General features: G+C 55.6%; 17 protein-coding genes. 2 read left to right on the forward strand and 15 right to left on the reverse strand.

Annotated features, from left to right (window positions below):
- Nucleotides 1-380: 380 nt before the first annotated feature.
- From adk to DFR30_RS10845, 3 genes are all read right to left on the reverse strand, one after another.
- Nucleotides 381-1034, reverse strand: coding sequence for an adenylate kinase (adk, locus tag DFR30_RS10835; protein WP_132973132.1), 654 nt, complete (start codon nucleotides 1032-1034; stop codon nucleotides 381-383).
- A 164-nt stretch (nucleotides 1035-1198) separates the two neighbouring features.
- A complete protein-coding gene (locus tag DFR30_RS10840) occupies nucleotides 1199-2407 on the reverse strand; it encodes a vWA domain-containing protein (RefSeq protein WP_132973134.1) in 1209 nt (402 codons plus the stop codon).
- A gap of 1 nt (nucleotide 2408) precedes the next feature.
- A complete protein-coding gene (locus DFR30_RS10845) occupies nucleotides 2409-3455 on the reverse strand; it encodes an AAA family ATPase (RefSeq protein ID WP_132973136.1) in 1047 nt (348 codons plus the stop codon).
- Between the two features lie 220 nt (nucleotides 3456-3675).
- On the opposite strand from DFR30_RS10845, the gene DFR30_RS10850 reads away from it, so the two are divergent.
- Nucleotides 3676-4356 (forward strand): response regulator, encoded by a 681-nt coding sequence (locus DFR30_RS10850; protein WP_132973138.1) that lies wholly within the window; start codon nucleotides 3676-3678, stop codon nucleotides 4354-4356.
- Here the strand turns inward: DFR30_RS10850 and DFR30_RS10855 are convergent.
- The 12 genes from DFR30_RS10855 to DFR30_RS10910 all read right to left on the reverse strand — a co-directional run bounded on the left by DFR30_RS10855 (nucleotide 4353) and on the right by DFR30_RS10910 (nucleotide 14889).
- Nucleotides 4353-4787, reverse strand: a complete 435-nt coding sequence (locus DFR30_RS10855) for an NUDIX domain-containing protein (RefSeq protein ID WP_132973140.1) — start codon at nucleotides 4785-4787, stop codon at nucleotides 4353-4355. The genes DFR30_RS10850 and DFR30_RS10855 overlap by 4 nt on opposite strands.
- Nucleotides 4788-4794: 7 nt before the next feature.
- Nucleotides 4795-5172: an RNA-binding S4 domain-containing protein gene (locus DFR30_RS10860; RefSeq protein ID WP_132973142.1), complete on the reverse strand. Its 378-nt coding sequence runs from the start codon at nucleotides 5170-5172 to the stop codon at nucleotides 4795-4797.
- Nucleotides 5169-5822 (reverse strand): DsbA family oxidoreductase, encoded by a 654-nt coding sequence (locus DFR30_RS10865; protein WP_165869175.1) that lies wholly within the window; start codon nucleotides 5820-5822, stop codon nucleotides 5169-5171. The genes DFR30_RS10860 and DFR30_RS10865 overlap by 4 nt, the downstream gene beginning before the upstream one ends.
- A gap of 2 nt (nucleotides 5823-5824) precedes the next feature.
- Nucleotides 5825-7711, reverse strand: coding sequence for a molecular chaperone HtpG (htpG, locus tag DFR30_RS10870; RefSeq protein ID WP_132973146.1), 1887 nt, complete (start codon nucleotides 7709-7711; stop codon nucleotides 5825-5827).
- A gap of 151 nt (nucleotides 7712-7862) precedes the next feature.
- Nucleotides 7863-8351, reverse strand: a complete 489-nt coding sequence (locus DFR30_RS10875) for a methylated-DNA--[protein]-cysteine S-methyltransferase (protein WP_132973148.1) — start codon at nucleotides 8349-8351, stop codon at nucleotides 7863-7865.
- Nucleotides 8351-10216 (reverse strand): tetratricopeptide repeat protein, encoded by a 1866-nt coding sequence (locus tag DFR30_RS10880; protein ID WP_132973150.1) that lies wholly within the window; start codon nucleotides 10214-10216, stop codon nucleotides 8351-8353. The genes DFR30_RS10875 and DFR30_RS10880 overlap by 1 nt, the downstream gene beginning before the upstream one ends.
- 4 nt (nucleotides 10217-10220) lie before the next feature.
- A complete protein-coding gene (gene rplS / locus DFR30_RS10885) occupies nucleotides 10221-10565 on the reverse strand; it encodes a 50S ribosomal protein L19 (protein WP_132973152.1) in 345 nt (114 codons plus the stop codon).
- 5 nt (nucleotides 10566-10570) lie between these two features.
- Nucleotides 10571-11341 (reverse strand): tRNA (guanosine(37)-N1)-methyltransferase TrmD, encoded by a 771-nt coding sequence (gene trmD / locus DFR30_RS10890; RefSeq protein WP_279386906.1) that lies wholly within the window; start codon nucleotides 11339-11341, stop codon nucleotides 10571-10573.
- 1 nt (nucleotide 11342) lies between these two features.
- The gene (gene rimM / locus DFR30_RS10895) at nucleotides 11343-11837 is read right to left on the reverse strand and encodes a ribosome maturation factor RimM (RefSeq protein WP_279386919.1); all 495 of its coding nucleotides are present in this window, start codon (nucleotides 11835-11837) and stop codon (nucleotides 11343-11345) included.
- 23 nt (nucleotides 11838-11860) lie between these two features.
- Nucleotides 11861-12103 (reverse strand): 30S ribosomal protein S16, encoded by a 243-nt coding sequence (gene rpsP / locus DFR30_RS10900; RefSeq protein ID WP_132973156.1) that lies wholly within the window; start codon nucleotides 12101-12103, stop codon nucleotides 11861-11863.
- 629 nt (nucleotides 12104-12732) lie between these two features.
- The gene (gene ffh / locus DFR30_RS10905) at nucleotides 12733-14094 is read right to left on the reverse strand and encodes a signal recognition particle protein (RefSeq protein WP_132973158.1); all 1362 of its coding nucleotides are present in this window, start codon (nucleotides 14092-14094) and stop codon (nucleotides 12733-12735) included.
- 30 nt (nucleotides 14095-14124) lie between these two features.
- Nucleotides 14125-14889, reverse strand: coding sequence for an MBL fold metallo-hydrolase (locus DFR30_RS10910; RefSeq protein WP_132973160.1), 765 nt, complete (start codon nucleotides 14887-14889; stop codon nucleotides 14125-14127).
- A gap of 240 nt (nucleotides 14890-15129) precedes the next feature.
- Here DFR30_RS10910 and DFR30_RS10915 point away from each other — a divergent pair, with 240 nt between their 5' ends.
- Nucleotides 15130-15942, forward strand: a complete 813-nt coding sequence (locus DFR30_RS10915; protein WP_132973162.1) for a cytochrome C assembly family protein — start codon at nucleotides 15130-15132, stop codon at nucleotides 15940-15942.
- Nucleotides 15943-15975 lie beyond the last annotated feature (33 nt).

Raw genomic sequence — 15975 nt, forward strand, 5'->3', positions numbered from 1 at the left:
TCAGTCCAGAAAGTTACTCTGGTTACATCAAAAGGACAATCGACACCTGGACAGATATCTGCGTCCTTTCATAAAGCATTTGAAATTATTGAACAAAGGTGATTTTTTTGAATTCCGCCACAAAACATTAACGCGGCAATTTTTTGACAGTTATATCAGTGAAATAGCGGAGATTTGTGACTGGATCATACCCACTGAAATTTTATGGCCGTACGCCTATATAGACATTTTCTTACAATAAAAAGGCTAATTTCTGAATCATTGCACTGCATATCTCGACTGCATTTCTGCGCGACAAAGGCGCCCCGGACGACAGTTTTCTGACAAAAACGGGTCGGGAATCGCCTTGTGAAATCAGCCGGGTAGTCGAATTCAGCGCATCAGCCGAGCGCCGAGAAAATTGCGTCGCGAATTTCCTCGACTTTACCGACACCGGGAACACGAATATAACGCGGCGCACCCGGGCCACCTTCATCCGCCCATCTGGAGTAGTAGCCGATCAGGGGTTCCGTCTGTTCATGGTAAACCTGTAAACGCTTACGCACCGTTTCTTCCTTGTCATCGTCTCGCTGCACCAGCGGCTCACCGGTGACATCGTCCTTGCCCTCCACTTTCGGTGGATTGAAAACCACATGGTAGGTACGCCCCGAGTCCGGGTGCACACGACGACCACTCATGCGTTTGATGATTTCCTCGTCATCGACATCAATTTCAACGACCGCGTCAATATCAATACCCTGTTCGCGCAGCGCCTCTGCCTGCGCGAGTGTGCGTGGAAAACCATCGAGCAGGAAACCGTTCTTGCAGTCGTCCTGGGCAATGCGCTCCTTGACCAGGCCCAGGATTATGTCGTCAGAAACCAGGCCACCGGCATCCATCACTTTTTTGGCCTCGATACCGAGCGGAGTTCCCGCCTTGACTGCAGCGCGTAACATATCGCCCGTGGAGATCTGCGGAATTCCGTAGCGTTCCTTGATGAAGTTGGCCTGCGTACCTTTGCCCGCACCGGGGCCGCCCAGTAAAATAATTCTCATATTGGTTCCTCCTTCCACGCTGTCCTGGCAGTAAGCTATAACCAGCTGCCACCGGGATGATAACAGGTACAGCAATTATCCTCAGCCCCGCGCATGAACGACACACAATAGAATATATAAGGGGATGCGGAAGATTTATGAAGCTGGAGCAGCGGGAAATTCGCTCAGTTGAGCTGGATTCTCTGACCCCAGGGCACTTTGGCCTTGCCCTTGACCAACCAAAGCACAGGATAGGCGGGCTCTGTTTTGGGAAATTCACCCTGTGCATCGGTGAAGTACACCAGCAAGTCAGGCTTTTGATCGATATGATCCAGCCACTCGAAAACCGGGACAAAGCGTGTACCACCCCGGCCATAAATGCCTTCAGGCAGCGTAAAGGCTTCCCAGGGCTCGTAAATCCACGGCCCGTTTTTGCATAACGCCGCATCACAGGCATGCAACATCAGCCGGGCACGAATCTGGCCCTTGATAGCATCAATTTCGGTGACAAATTCCATCATCTCGGTATCGTTGACAGAACCGCTGGTGTCCAGCACCACAGCCACGTTGACCTGGGCACTCTTCAGAGTAGGCAGTATGGCGTCGCCCTCGCGTCTTGACGGACGCTGGTAGCTATAGTCATCGCGTGCAGCGGCTGTCATGTAACGTGCCAGTAACATGCGCCATGGCAGTTGAGGTTGTAGCAGGTGATCGACCAGCCGCATCATGGCTGCGCCCAGCTTGCCTGCCTGCTTGGCCTGTTGCGCCGCACCTGCAAGTCGCTGACGCCATTGCACGGCAAGCTGCTCCTGCTCTGTCTCGCTCAGTGGCTGCGGCTGACCACCCTGTTCCGGTTCGGAATCATTATCCTGGCTGCTCCCATCCCCGGATCGAGAATCATCTTCCGATGAAGACCCGCCAGATGAAGATCCCTTTGAATTATTTTCCTGGTCATACAAGTGGTCGTCATGCGTTTCTTCCTCGGTATCCTCTTCGATAAAAGGATAGATTTCCTCGGCCATCATGCCTTCGAACCCGCTTCTCAACAGCACGCCGGGGGGTGGCTTCAGGCCGTCCTGGATCAACAGGGGATTAATCGCCAGGTCGCAGGCCACATCCCAGCGCTGTTTGACGCGGTGCTGGCGACGGGCAAAATGCGACAGGGCACAATGCAACGCCTCGTGTGCGAGTACGAACTGGGTTTGATCCAGCGATAGCTGGCTGATGTATTCGGGGTTGTAGTAAAGCGCGCGCACATCGGTACCGATCGTCCGGCAGCGCTCCGGTTTTGTCGCATGCATTGGCAGACGCAATACCAGCGCACCGAGAAACGGCCGGTCAAGGATTAACCGGGTGCGTGCAGCACTGAGTTTGGTTTCGATATCGTCTGACATGCTACATATCGAACAGCATCACATCAGCGACAGCCTTGGCCCACCTGGAAAACTGTGGCACCTGGAACAGGTCCTGCCCGATGGCACGGTGCATATCGGAAATCAGCATCACACCCATTTCGCGCTGGGGGAAGAAGCCTGCATAATCGATGATATTACCGAAGATTTTTTCTGCGTCCTCGTCATCACGAACACGGATGGCGCGACCCACCAACGCCGACGCTACGGCATACTGCAGGTCGGTTTCCTTCGGTACACCGACTTTTTCACCCCGCGTTATGGCATCGATGTCCGGCAGCTTGTCGAGGTTATCGACAAAGGCATGCAGTTCAATTCCGGCAGCCGGCCCCACGCACGCCTGCAGGGCTTCCACCAGTACGGCAGAGTTACTGCCAAACTTCTGCAGCGCACGGTGTGCAAACTCCCAGGAGCGCGGCGAAGGAAAGGCCACCGGGTTATGGGCCGGGTCGAATTCAAACAACAATTCCGGCCGGAACCGCAGAAAAGCAATCAGACGTTCGTCTATGCCATTGGCGTAGGCCCAGGCGACCCAATCATCGAGATTCACGTCCAGCTCGTAGTGTGAGAAACGGTTGGCCAATGGCGCCGGCATGCTGTAGGTCACACCGCGATCACCCTGGCGGTTGCCCGCAGCAAAAATCGCCCATCCCTCCGGGACCTCGTAGGCTCCCAGCCGACGGTCCAGGATCAGCTGATACGCGGCCGCCGATACGCTGGGGGGTACGGACGTTATTTCATCAAGAAACAAAATCCCTTTTTCGCCATGGCGTTCGCTGTCCGGAAGCATGGCTGGCACTGCCCATTCGACACTGTCGCCGGTACGGAAAGGGATGCCCCGCAGGTCGGTCGGCTCCATTTGCGACAACCGGATATCAATCACCGGCACCTCGTGGCGGGCGGCAATCTGGGCGACAATCTGGGACTTCCCGACACCGGGTGGCCCCCACAGCATTACCGGCGTGTGCTGGCCGTGCTGAACACTCTCGAATTCTGTTTCAAGGATCGTTAAAAGCTGCAATGGGCGCATGTTGGCTCCGGTTATACCGTGGCGGTTTGCCACTTCCTGCAAAGGCGCCATATGTTACTGAAAGCCGCGCAGAAATGCATGACTGCTTCAAAAATACATCAAAACACAAGGGGTTAAACACGTATATAAAAAGAACCCTCGAAACACTCCGATTTGGCTTAATTTTTCCCCCGCACAGCCGTTACGGGTGATTATCTAATTCCAACCAAACAGACGCTACATGCCTTCACAAGACATCAGTTTTACGCGCCTTTTACTTTGCTCGTCCGACAGGGGAAAACTCGAACCACTCCGCAAACGCTTTAGTGCCGCTGGCATCCAGGTGGATTGTGTGACGCGAGCAGAGGATGCCCGGCAACTGCTCTGGCAGCATCACTATGACGGCATCGCCATAGATCTGTTACTGGCAGATCGTGACGGTATTTCTTTTGCCATGGAACTGCGGCAGGAACACCCCCGCACCTCCGTTCTGGTTATTTCCACCACGCGCGAAACCGAAAAGAAAGACAGTGGCCCTGACTGGCTGTCACGTTCCGCGGATTATGCCCGTCTGATTTTTGCCCTGAAGCAGGCCGGTCAACGTGCCGCCGGCAGACCTCCCAAAATTCTTCATATCGAAGATGACGACAGCCTGGCAGACCTGGTACAAAACACGATTGGCAACCAGACCCAGCTGTTCCGTGCCAGGTCAGCGCAGGAAGCACAGATCGCCATGGCGCTACGAGACTATGACCTGGCATTGATCCGTACCGATGTTCCACAGACCAACATCAGCTGGCGGAACACACTGACAGTTAGCCAACCACTCGAGATCAGCACAGATCCGCACGATGATCCGGTACTCAATATTCTTAACAACCTGCGTCGCCCTGCTTTCATCCACCAACCCGCGTATTGTTAACCACGTAACGGCGCCGGCTGGCCGGTTTCCCGGAACACCAGGTAATCCTTGATAATCAATGCATGATCGAACGCCAGCGGCGGGCACTTTTCCGGGTCGAATAACGCCAGCGCTGCCGCATCATCCTGCGCTTTCGGAGTACCGTGCGCCGTTGCCACGTAAACAGCACTTACCGTGTGCCCTCTACGATCACGGGCAGGATCAGAATAACATCCAAGCAACGCTGTCAGCGTAACCTGTAGCGAAGTTTCTTCCATCGCCTCGCGCCTCGCCGCCTGTTCCAGTGTTTCCCCGACATCGACAAAACCACCGGGCAAGGCCCACCCATAAGGTTCATACTTGCGTTCTATTAAAACAATGGGGTGCTCTGGATGGCCGGCCAGTTCGATAATAATGTCTACCGTCAACAACGGTGTTTCCGGCCGATTCACCAGGCGACTACCATTTCAGACTGCGTAGCTGGCGCCGCGACTTCTTGTCAGGTTTACCCTGCGGGCGTGGAGTACTGGCCGATGCCAACCGGAACTGCTCGGTAACGGCCTCGCGCTTGCGAACACTCTCTTCCGACTCCTGGTACAACGCTTGCGCCACACTGGCCGGACCACGTCGCGCAGACAGGATCAGCACCTCGATCTGCCAGCTGAGTCCATTACGATTTATCTCCAGGCTGTCTCCGACCCTGACAGTTCGCGACGGTTTTACACGATCACCATTGAGCTGCACCTTGCCACCGGAAACAGCATGTGCCGCAATGCTGCGCGTTTTGTAAAAACGAGCAGCCCATAACCATTTGTCGATGCGTACCGGTTCACTCATTTACTGGCAGCGTGTGCGGCTTCGAGTAATTGCGCGTACGGTACGGCGCCATCCAGGCGTTGCTCGCCCACAAAAAAAGTGGGGGTAGCATTCACACCCAGATCAAGTGCTGCCTGGCGGTACCGGGCCAGTTTTTCGCCTGATTCAGGCTCATCCCACGCCGCGGTAATCTGGCTATCCGTCATACCGGCATTACGCGCCAGTTCCTCGAGAACCATCCTGTCACCGATATTGCGACCTTCCACAAAAAATGCCTCGAACAGTGCATTGTGCAAGTGGTAGAAAACGTCTCGCCCCAGCAGCTTGGCTGACTCGGCCAGCAACAGAGCCGAACGCGAACGGGTTGTGAAATCATGCTCCTTCAGAAGCACGCCTTCCTGTGCCGCCATGTCCTTCAGCGATGCCATCATGGCCTGCCAGCGTTCACTGTCATAACCCAGTGACTCAATGGGCTGGCCATCCGGTGATGTGCCGGGGTGAATCTCGATGGCACACCAGTTAACACGCAAGTCGAACTGTTCACGTAAGCGGTTGAGGCGCAGATCCCCGATGTAGCAGAACGGGCAGATATAGTCGCTGAACACCGTGACTTTCAACGACGGCTTGCCCGCCCCTTCTGTTACATCACCACTCGCCTCGGCTGAAGCCACAATCAGTCGGCTATCTCGACAAGGATTTCATTCAGCCGCTTCACAAATGAAGCAGGGTCTTGCAACTGGCCACCCTGGCTGAGCATGGCCTGCTCAAACAACAGGCGCGTCCAGTCCGCGAAGCGTGTCTCATCGGTTTCCTCGCGCAGGCGTTTGACCAGTGGATGATCCATGTTGATCTCCAGTATTGGCTTGCTGTCCGGCACATCGTGACCCGCCTGCTTGAGCAGCTGCTGCATGTGCATGGCCATTTCCTGTTCGCCGAGCACGAGACAGGACGGAGAGTCAGTCAGACGCTGGCTGCTTCGCACTTCACTGACTTCATCGGCCAGCACGTCTTTCAGCTTGTCGAGGAAGGCCTTGTAGTCCTCTTCAGCCTTGTCATCTTTCTTTTCCTCTTTGTCATTACCCAGTTTCCCAAGGTCGAGGTCGCCCTTGGCGACGGAAACCAGTGGCTTGCCGTCAAATTCGGTCAGGTGAGAGACCAGCCACTCATCAACACGGTCGCTCAGCAACAGCACCTCGATACCTTTCTTGCGGAACACTTCCAGGTGCGGACTGTTCTTCGCTGCAGAGAAACTGTCAGCTGTAATATAGTAGATCTTGTCCTGCCCGTCCGGCATACGGCTGACATAGTCTTCCAGAGAAACGTTCTGCTCCTCGCTGTCGGTATATGTCGATGAGAAACGCAGCAGCTTCGCGATGCGCTCACGGTTGGCAAAATCCTCGGCCGGCCCCTCTTTCATGACCTGGCCGAACTGTTTCCAGAACTCCGCATATTTCTCCGGTTCGTTGTTTGCCATTTTTTCCAGCAGGCCGAGTATTTTTTTCACCGAGGCGGCACGAATACTGTCGATAAATTTATTCTGCTGGAGAATTTCACGCGACACATTGAGCGGAAGATCATCGGAGTCCACCAGTCCCCTCACAAAACGCAGGTACTGCGGCATCAGGTGTTCTGCGTCATCCATGATAAACACGCGGCGTACGTACAACTTGATACCGTGACGACGATCGCGGTCCCACAGGTCGAACGGTGCAGTTTTCGGTATGTACAGCAGGCTGGTATAGGACTGGGTACCCTCCACCTGGTTATGGGTCCAGGCCAGCGGCTCACCGAAGTCATGCGCCACATGCTTGTAGAACTCCTTGTATTCCTCTTCGCTGATCTCTTTCTTCGGGCGCTTCCACAGCGCAGAGGCACTGTTGATAACCTCGTACTCACCCTCCTTGCCTTCTTCCTGTGACGGCATTTCGATCGGGATGGAGATATGGTCAGAGTAGCGCGTAATGATGGAGCGCAAGCGCCACGCATCGAGGAACTCGTCTTCCCCTTCGCGCATGTGCAGCACAATGTCTGTACCCCGACCGTCCTTCGCGGCATTGGTCAGGCTGTAACTGCCTTCACCATCAGACTCCCACTGAACCGCCTGGTCAGCCGGTGCACCGGCGCGACGCGTGGTCAGTGTGACCTTGTCGGCCACGATAAAGCAGGAATAGAAACCGACGCCGAACTGCCCGATCAACTCGAGATCATGGCTCTGGTCACCGGTCAGTGACTCGAAAAACTGTTTTGTACCCGACTTTGCAATCGTACCGATATTGTCGACAACCTCGTCACGCGACATTCCGACACCGTTATCACTGACGGTTATGGTGCGCGCTTCCTTGTCGAAATTGACCCGGATCTTCAGGTCACTGTCACCATCGTACAGCGCATCGTTGGAGAGGGCCTCGAAACGCAGCTTGTCGCAGGCATCAGAGGCGTTGGAAATCAGTTCGCGCAGGAAGATTTCCTTGTTGGAATACAGAGAATGGATCATCAGCTTCATCAGCTGACGGACTTCCGCCTGAAATTCCATAGTTTCTTTCTGTGTTTCTACGCTCATGTTCTGGACCTTTAAAAATCTGAAATAAATGTAATGTCATTGATGGCCAGTGGAGCAATCTTTCCGGTCTGGCACCGGCCTGCGGGAGATTGCCGCGCTACGCTCGCAATGACGGGTTTCGAAAGTTGTCCCGACTCAAATGGGGGCACTTTCAGTGGATTTCAACACCCTCTCGTGCCAGTAACTGGCGTTTAACCGCAACCAGCCGGCCCGACACCTGGCCTGCAAATCCACCGATTCCCCGGCTCGGAACCACCCGGTGACAGGGCACGGCCAAGGGTGTCGGATTGTGCCGGCAGGCATTCCCTACGGCCCGGGCACCACTGTGCAGTTGTGCGGCGAGTTCCCCGTATGTCATCACCTGTCCGGCCGGAATTGCTTGCAGGGCGGCCCACACACGGCGCTGAAACGGTGTTCCTTCGACAGACAGAGGGATTGATGGCAGTACACCCGGCGATTCGAGGTAATGCAGTATTGCCTGTTGTATACGACGTGTCGACGCATTGACAGCCGGCCGAATGGCGGTTCTGCCATCGACAAAGCGCAAGGTATGCAGACTGCTACCATCGAGCACAATACCAAGGCGGCCTACAGGGCTGTTGAAAACTGTATCAAAAGACAGGTGTGCAGAATATTGCATCACTTACCCTCCGTTTTTACAGCACCCAGCAATCGCAGGCGCTGAATTTCGCTGTTCAGTACAGCCTTGCGACTGGCATCGCGTGTCGCACGCATGAGACTGGTATAGATCCTCCGGGCATCATCCAGCAAACCGGCCTCGACCAGCGCCTTGGCTGCACGGTAACGTGCCGTCTGCGCCCAGGGGTCCATGGCCTGCAGGTCAGTCAATGTAGCCGACTTGATATACAGGTATGCTGCCTGGTCAAACTGTTTCAGCGCCTGTAATGACTCCGCCATCCAGAACAGAAGCTCCCGGCGCTGCTGTGTTTCCAGCGGCTTTTCCAGCAGTAAATCGAACAGATTCAGAGCTTCGCTATGATGTTGCACGGTTTGCAGGTCAAACAGAATCTGTAACAGCCGATCGGCACGCTTGCTGTCCCAGTCATCTGCTTCATCCCCTGCCAGAAGTTGCTGCAACAGGGCGACTCCGGCTGGTACATCGCCCGCATATATAGCGACCCGGGCGCGGCGCAACGTCCATTCAAAGCGGTCTTGCCCGCGCGGTGGTTCGGCCAGACCATCCATCAGCCGCGAGGCAGTCTCGAGATCCCCCGTCTCCAGCGCCTCGTCAATCAGACGGTAACGGACGATGGCAGGAAGTTGATCCGCTTCCGCGTAGCGTGAAGCTTCGAGATACAGCGTACGGACCAGTTGCTTGCCTTCCGGGAGTTCATCGAGCAGACCGACCAGGTACTCGTGCGCGAGTGAGCGACGTTGCCCGCCACCCGCATATTCGGCAAGCACTGCGAAGAAAATCCGTGCGCGCAACGGGTCTTTTTCCATTGCCTCGGTGGCCGGAAAATACCAGTCGTCATCATTGCCGAGCAGACGTTGTTCCTCGTTGCCAATCTGTTGCCCCAGTTCAAGGTAGCGCTGCCAGAGCGTGTCTGCTTTCACTTCAGGAAACAGCAGTGCCAGCTCCGGATCAGAGGGCAGGGCAAGCGCGTGCTCCAGATAGCGTACTTCATCGTAGGGCTTGTTTGCCTTTGCAGCAGCTCGTGCTGCCAGTGACCACCAGGCGCGTTGCAAACCCGGCATGCTGACATCAGTCGCCTGTTTGGCGGCCTGTTCAGCAATACGGGTTGCAGTCTCTTCACCGGCATCCAGCGCCGCCAGCTTGTACAAAAACCTGCCACGAGGATCATCAACCCCGGTCAGCCGTTTCAATGCAGAACGCGGGTGTCCGGCCTGAAGGGAAACACGTGCGCTCAACCAGCGCCACTCACTGTTATCCGTGCCGTAATCCTGCCGGTAGCGCAACAGTGCAAGGCGTGCATCTTCAACACGGTTTTCGCGTACATAGGCGCGAACCACGATACGCCGCCATTGTTCCAGCTGCTCGGCTTCCGCGTGTGCGCCATGCTGCCAGATCAGATCGCGCGTTCCTGCCAGTGCTGCGTCGATGTCTCCGAGCTGAAGTTGTGATTCGACACCGAGTGTTTTGGCAAAATGCAGGAACCGCTCATCAATACCATCAGGCAGGGATTCAATGCGCCTGACCAATGCAGCGTCCATATTCTGGCCACGGAGTATCTGCAAGCGCTCACGTTCCCATGTCATCCAGTCAACCGGGTTGTTCGCGAATGCCGGCTGCTCCGCATCCATACGACGCAGCGCAAGTTGTGGTGCACCGCTGCTTGCGAGCAGTGAAATTTCTCGCAGAGCCGACATATCGACAGCCAACGCAAGCGCTGCATACACCAGCAAACACAGGCCGGCCACCAGACCAGGGTAGTATTTCCTTATGCCACAAACAAAAACGGGCAACCTGCGGTCAGGTTGCCCGTTGTGCTGCGTCGGGGCGGTAGCCAAAGGCTGCCGCATGACGTCAGAGCTTCTCTTTGATACGCGCAGACTTGCCGGAGCGTTCACGGAGATAGTACAGCTTGGCACGACGTACATCACCACGACGCTTCACGGTAATACTGTCGATGCTCTGGCTGTAGGTCTGGAAGACACGTTCCACACCCTCACCGTGAGAGATCTTCCGCACTGTAAATGCCGAGTTCAGGCCACGGTTACGCCTGGCAATGACAACACCTTCGAACGCCTGCAGGCGTTCGCGGTTGCCTTCCTTCACCTTGACCTGTACGACCACGGTATCGCCGGGTGAAAATTCCGGTACTTCCCGGGTCATCTGTTCCTTTTCGAGTTCTTCAATGATGTTGCTCATGTTCTCTATCCCCTGCCAGGGTCCTGTTCCGATTCTGCCGATTGCTGCTCGCGAATATATTCCTCAAGCAGCGCCTTCTGTTCACCACTGAGCTTAAGCTGTTTCAGCAGGTCAGGCCTGCGTTTCCAGGTTCGCCCCAGCGACTGTTTCTTTCGCCAGCGTTCTATGTCGGCGTGGTTACCGCCTGTCAGAACATCCGGCACGGCCTTGCCGTTTACCACTTCGGGCCGCGTGTAATGCGGGTAGTCCAGCAGGCCGTCCATAAAGGAGTCCTGCCCTGCCGAATCCTCGTCACCCAACGCGCCCGGTAACAAGCGCGCAAGGGCGTCAATCCATACCAGTGCTGCCGCTTCGCCACCACTCAGCACATAATCACCGACAGACCATTCTTCATCGACATCCTGCTCGACAACACGCTCATCGATGCCTTCGTAGCGTCCTGCCAGCAATATCATGTGCGGCAGTTCTGCAAACCGTCTGGCTGCCGCCTGGTCGAAACGTCGACCCTGCGGACTCAGGTAAATCACCGGACCCTTACCTGCAGTTCGTGCCGCCTGCAGCGCATCATGCACCGGTTGCACCTGCATCACCATGCCAGGGCCACCACCGTATGGCCGGTCATCGACCCGGCGGTTACGGTCATCCGTATAGTCGCGCGGGTTCCACAGGCCCAGTTCCAGCAACTGTTTTTCCTGTGCAATGCGCGGGATACCCCAGCTGCACGCATCCCGAATCATATCGGGAAACAGGGTCACCACATCAATGCGTGTGGTCACCCTAGAATTCCTTGTCCCAGTCGACCAGAATCCGGCCCTGGTCAGGGTTCACTTCGACGATCACCTGCTTCATCACGAAGGGGATCAGCCTTTCCCGGTCACCTTTCACGACCAGGACATCATTGGCGCCGGTTTCCAGCAGGTGATCCACCTTGCCGAAGTCGTCACCCTGTGTATTCACGACCTGCAAACCAATCAGGTCTTTCCAGTAGTATTCACCCGGTGGCAATACCGGCAACCGGTTGCGGTCAACACCGATCTCGTAGCCGATCAGCCGTTGCGCCTGATCGCGATCAGTGCAATCCGCGAGCCTCGCGACAACACCCTTGCCATGGGCGCGCCCCTCTTCCAGGGTGGTTTCCCGCCATTCGCCGCTGTCACGACGCAGGAACCAGGGCTTGTATGTGACAATGTTTTCGCGCGGCTGTGTATAGGAAAAGACCCGAACCCAGCCACGCACCCCGTAGACCCCTGATATTCGGCCCAGCGGAATAATTTGCGAATCTGTATCGCGTTGGCTTACTGCTGCTGATCCTTGAGCAGTTTGGCGACGCGATCCGAGGTCCGGGCACCCAGACTGACCCAGTGCTGTACACGTTCGGCATCGATCTTCAAACGTGTCTCGCCACCCGTGGCGACCGGATTGAAATAACCGACACGCTCAAGGTAGCGTCCGTCACGACGATTGCGGGAATCGGTGACCACCACATGGTAGAAGGGTCGTTTTTTCGCACCACCGCGCGACAGTCGAATTGTTACCATCGGGATAAAACCTCTAAATACAACAAATTTTAAGTTACGCGCAAGGCAATCCCCTGCGCGGAAAAGCGGGCATTTTACGCGAATCCGACAGAAAGTGAAGGGCTTGCAGAGAAATAATACGTCAAGCCCATCCACTCCAGGTACTTTGCCTGCCTAAAATGGGGCGGACAAGCAAGAATCGGAAGATTTTCCACAAAATGTCGATCTTCTTTACTACCGAATTGCGTCGAAAATATACCAACAAATATACTGCAATCATATTGTTTACAATAAGTTAATAACATCCTTCAGACTATGGGATAACCCTCCAATTGTCGATATTATTTACATAGAATTATGTCGGACATTTGAGCCTGGAAGTCTCTTTAGTGTAACAGGTTGTTTTTATTGAATTTGACGTTTATGGCATAGAGATTGCTCAGTTTGTCAGTTGAGGGAACGATGTCAGTAACAATTAGGGAATAATGTTGGTAGAAGGGGCGATTGAACGCCAGCAGTCTTAAAGAACGGCCCGCGGCAATCGATAAGTCCTTCCGTCAGAAATAATAGAGAATCAGCACTGACGGCAGGGGGGAAAGATTATAAAAGTCCTACTGCTACGGCGAGCCACTGGCTCGCCGTTTTTTATTTCAGGGGAAAGGAAATCCCTGCGGCATTTTACCCTTCAGGCCGCGCATCATGTTTTTCATCCCACCCTTGGACATCTTCTTCATCATTTTCTGCATCTGGGTAAACTGCTTAAGTAGCCGATTAACATCCTGCACCCGGGTTCCTGAGCCAGCCGCAATACGCCGACGCCGCGAACCCTTGATGATATCCGGAAAGGCCCGTTCTTTCAGGGTCATGGAGCGAATAATGGCGAGCATGCGGTCCATATCCTTGTCGTTGACCTGTTCACGCACATTCTTTGGCAACTGACTCATGCCGGGCAGCTTGTCCATCAGGCCACCGAGACCGCCCATACCCGCCATCTGCTCCAGCTGGTCATGAAAGTCTGTCAGATCGAAGCGTTTGCCCTTGTGCAGCTTTTTCGCAAGCCTTGTGGCCTTGTCCTTGTCGACCTTGCGCTCGACCTCTTCGACCAGGCTGAGCACATCTCCCATCCCCAGAATACGCGATGCCAGACGATCCGGGTGGAACGGCTCCAGTGCTTCGGTCTTTTCACCAACACCGAGAAACTTGATCGGCTTGCCGGTAATGGCGCGGATAGACAGCGCCGCACCACCCCGTGCATCACCATCTGTCTTGGTCAGAATGACGCCACTCAGGGGCAAGGCATCATGGAAGGCACGCGCCGTGTTTGCGGCATCCTGACCGGTCATGCTGTCGACCACAAACAGGGTTTCGACCGGCTGAACCGCAGCATGGATGCGCTGGATCTCATCCATCATTTGCTCATCGATATGAAGCCGGCCGGCGGTATCGATAATCAATACATCAACATGCTGCTTGCGTGCCTGCTCGAGCGCCGCTTGCGCAATCGCCACCGGGTCCTGCTCGGAACTGCTGGGGAAGAAAGCGGCACCCACCTCACCGGCCAGCGTTTTCAACTGCTCGATGGCGGCCGGACGATAAATATCGCAACTCGCCACCATAACTGACTTGTTCTTGCGCTCTTTCAACCAGCGCGCAAGCTTGGCTGTGGATGTGGTTTTACCGGAACCCTGCAGGCCCGCCATCAACACCACGGCGGGAGGCTGCACATTGAGCTGCAGTTCGTCGCAGGCCTCGCCCATCAGTGCGACCAGCTCGTCGTTGACGATCTTGACCAGCGCCTGACCCGGCGTCAGGCTTTGCATGACCTCCTGTCCGACGGCACGCTCGCGCACCTTGTCGATGAACTCCTTGACGACCGGCAACGCCACGTCGGCCTCAAGCAGGGCCATGCGCACTTCGCGCAGGGCCTCCTTGATATTGTCTTCACTGAGGCGCCCCTGCCCGCGCAGGCGCTTGATCGTGCCGGACAGGCGATCTGTCAGATTCTCGAACATGAAAAATCTTCCCGCTGATTGATGGCGGGATTATAGCGTGAAGCGATCGCCCCCGCACAGACGCTGCACGTCCAGGAACTCGATCTGGTCGCGACACTGGTCGATAATTCGTTCTTCACTGCCAGGCTTGAGGTGGGTCAGAAACAGCTGTGGCCGATGGCGCAGTTTTTTCAGGTCGGCCGCCAGAAGCCCTGGACAGTAATGCCGCGCCTTGCTGCTCAGTTCTCGATCCTCATCAGGAAAGGCACTTTCGACAATCAGCATATCCAGCGCATCGTGACGGTTGAGCGCCGTCCAGAAGCCTTCGTTACTGGTGGTATCGCCACTGAACGCAAAACTGCCGACACCATTCTGGACCCGGTAACCGGCCGCCGGTACCGCATGGTTGACCGCAATCATTTCAATACTCCGGTTGCCGACCTGAATCCGTTCACCCGGCTTCATCTCCTCAAAGCGCAGCACCGGTGCATCAGCACTGGGCAGGCAGGAGAAATCCGGCCAGATCTGCCAGTTAAAGATGTGATCCTTCAGGGCGCGCAGTGTCTCCGCCCGGGCGTGCAGCACGACCGGTTCACGAATATAGTCAAATACAGAATCAAGCAGCATGGGGATGCCGGCAATATGATCCAGGTGCGAATGCGTGACAAAGATATGCCGAATGGCTTTCATCTCATCGAGTTCGAGCTCGGTCAGACCGGTCCCGCCATCGATCAGGATATCGCCGTCAACCAGCAAGGAAGTTGTGGTCATTTCTGTACCGATACCACCGCTGCATCCAAGTATTCTCAGTTCCATTGTCTTGATTCCGGTTATCACCTGATACCGGTAATGCGAGTACCGTGCCACGGCAATTCACAAGGAAAATGTGAACCGGCTCACAGTTTCAGGCCTTTTTCGGCCTCATATACGTGACCCATGCAACATAGAAAACACAACTGACGCTGTACGTCAGCCACTGGTGACACTGGCGGGCGATTTCCACACGGCAACACGGCAAGGCTTTAAGCACCCGGTAGCTTGTGCCATCATTGCCAAATGAATGCGACAGGACTCGCCCTACCCGCCATACTGCTCTACCTGCTGACCACTGTCGGACTGGCCATGCGTCTTGGTGGCTGCGAGTCCTCGCTGTGTGCCAGTCGAAAGATTATCCTCCTGCCCGGTATCGGGGCCGTGGTCCTGCATGCCCTGGTACTCTACCCTGAACTGATTACCGGCCATGGTATCAACCTGGGCTTCTTCAACGCCGCCTCGCTGACGGCCTTGCTGACCGTTATCCTGTTACTGCTGGTCGCTATCTGGCAACCGGTTGAATCCATCGGCATCCCGTTATTACCTGTCACGGCGGCGACGCTGGGGCTGGCGGCTGCCTATCCCAGCCAGCACGCCATCACATCAGCCAGCTGGCAGCTCGATACCCACATCCTGTTCTCGGTACTGGCCTACAGCCTGTTCGTGCTGGCGGCCTTCCAGGCCGTTTTGTTGGCTATCCAGGAACGTCACTTGCGTAACCGCCAGCCGGGCGGCCTGATCCGCGCGCTACCGCCACTACAGGTCATGGAAAAACTGCTGTTCCAGATGATCGGTGCCGGCTTCATCCTGCTGAGCGTCGCCCTGCTGACCGGCTTTTTCTTTCTTGAAGATATTTTCGCGCAACACCTGGTGCACAAGACTATCCTGTCGATTGCCGGTTGGGTCATCTTCGGCATACTGCTATGGGGACGCTGGCGATTCGGCTGGCGCGGACGGACAGCCATCCGCTGGACGCTGAGCGGCTTTGCACTGCTGGCACTCGCCTATTTCGGCAGCAAGCTGGTACTCGAACTCATTCTGGCAGGCAACGCCTGACAAACCGGCCAGGCCGGCCTACAATGACATTAT

Origin of the sequence: Thiogranum longum (genome assembly GCF_004339085.1) — a bacterium.
Taxonomy (GTDB): Bacteria; Pseudomonadota; Gammaproteobacteria; order DSM-19610; family DSM-19610; genus Thiogranum; species Thiogranum longum.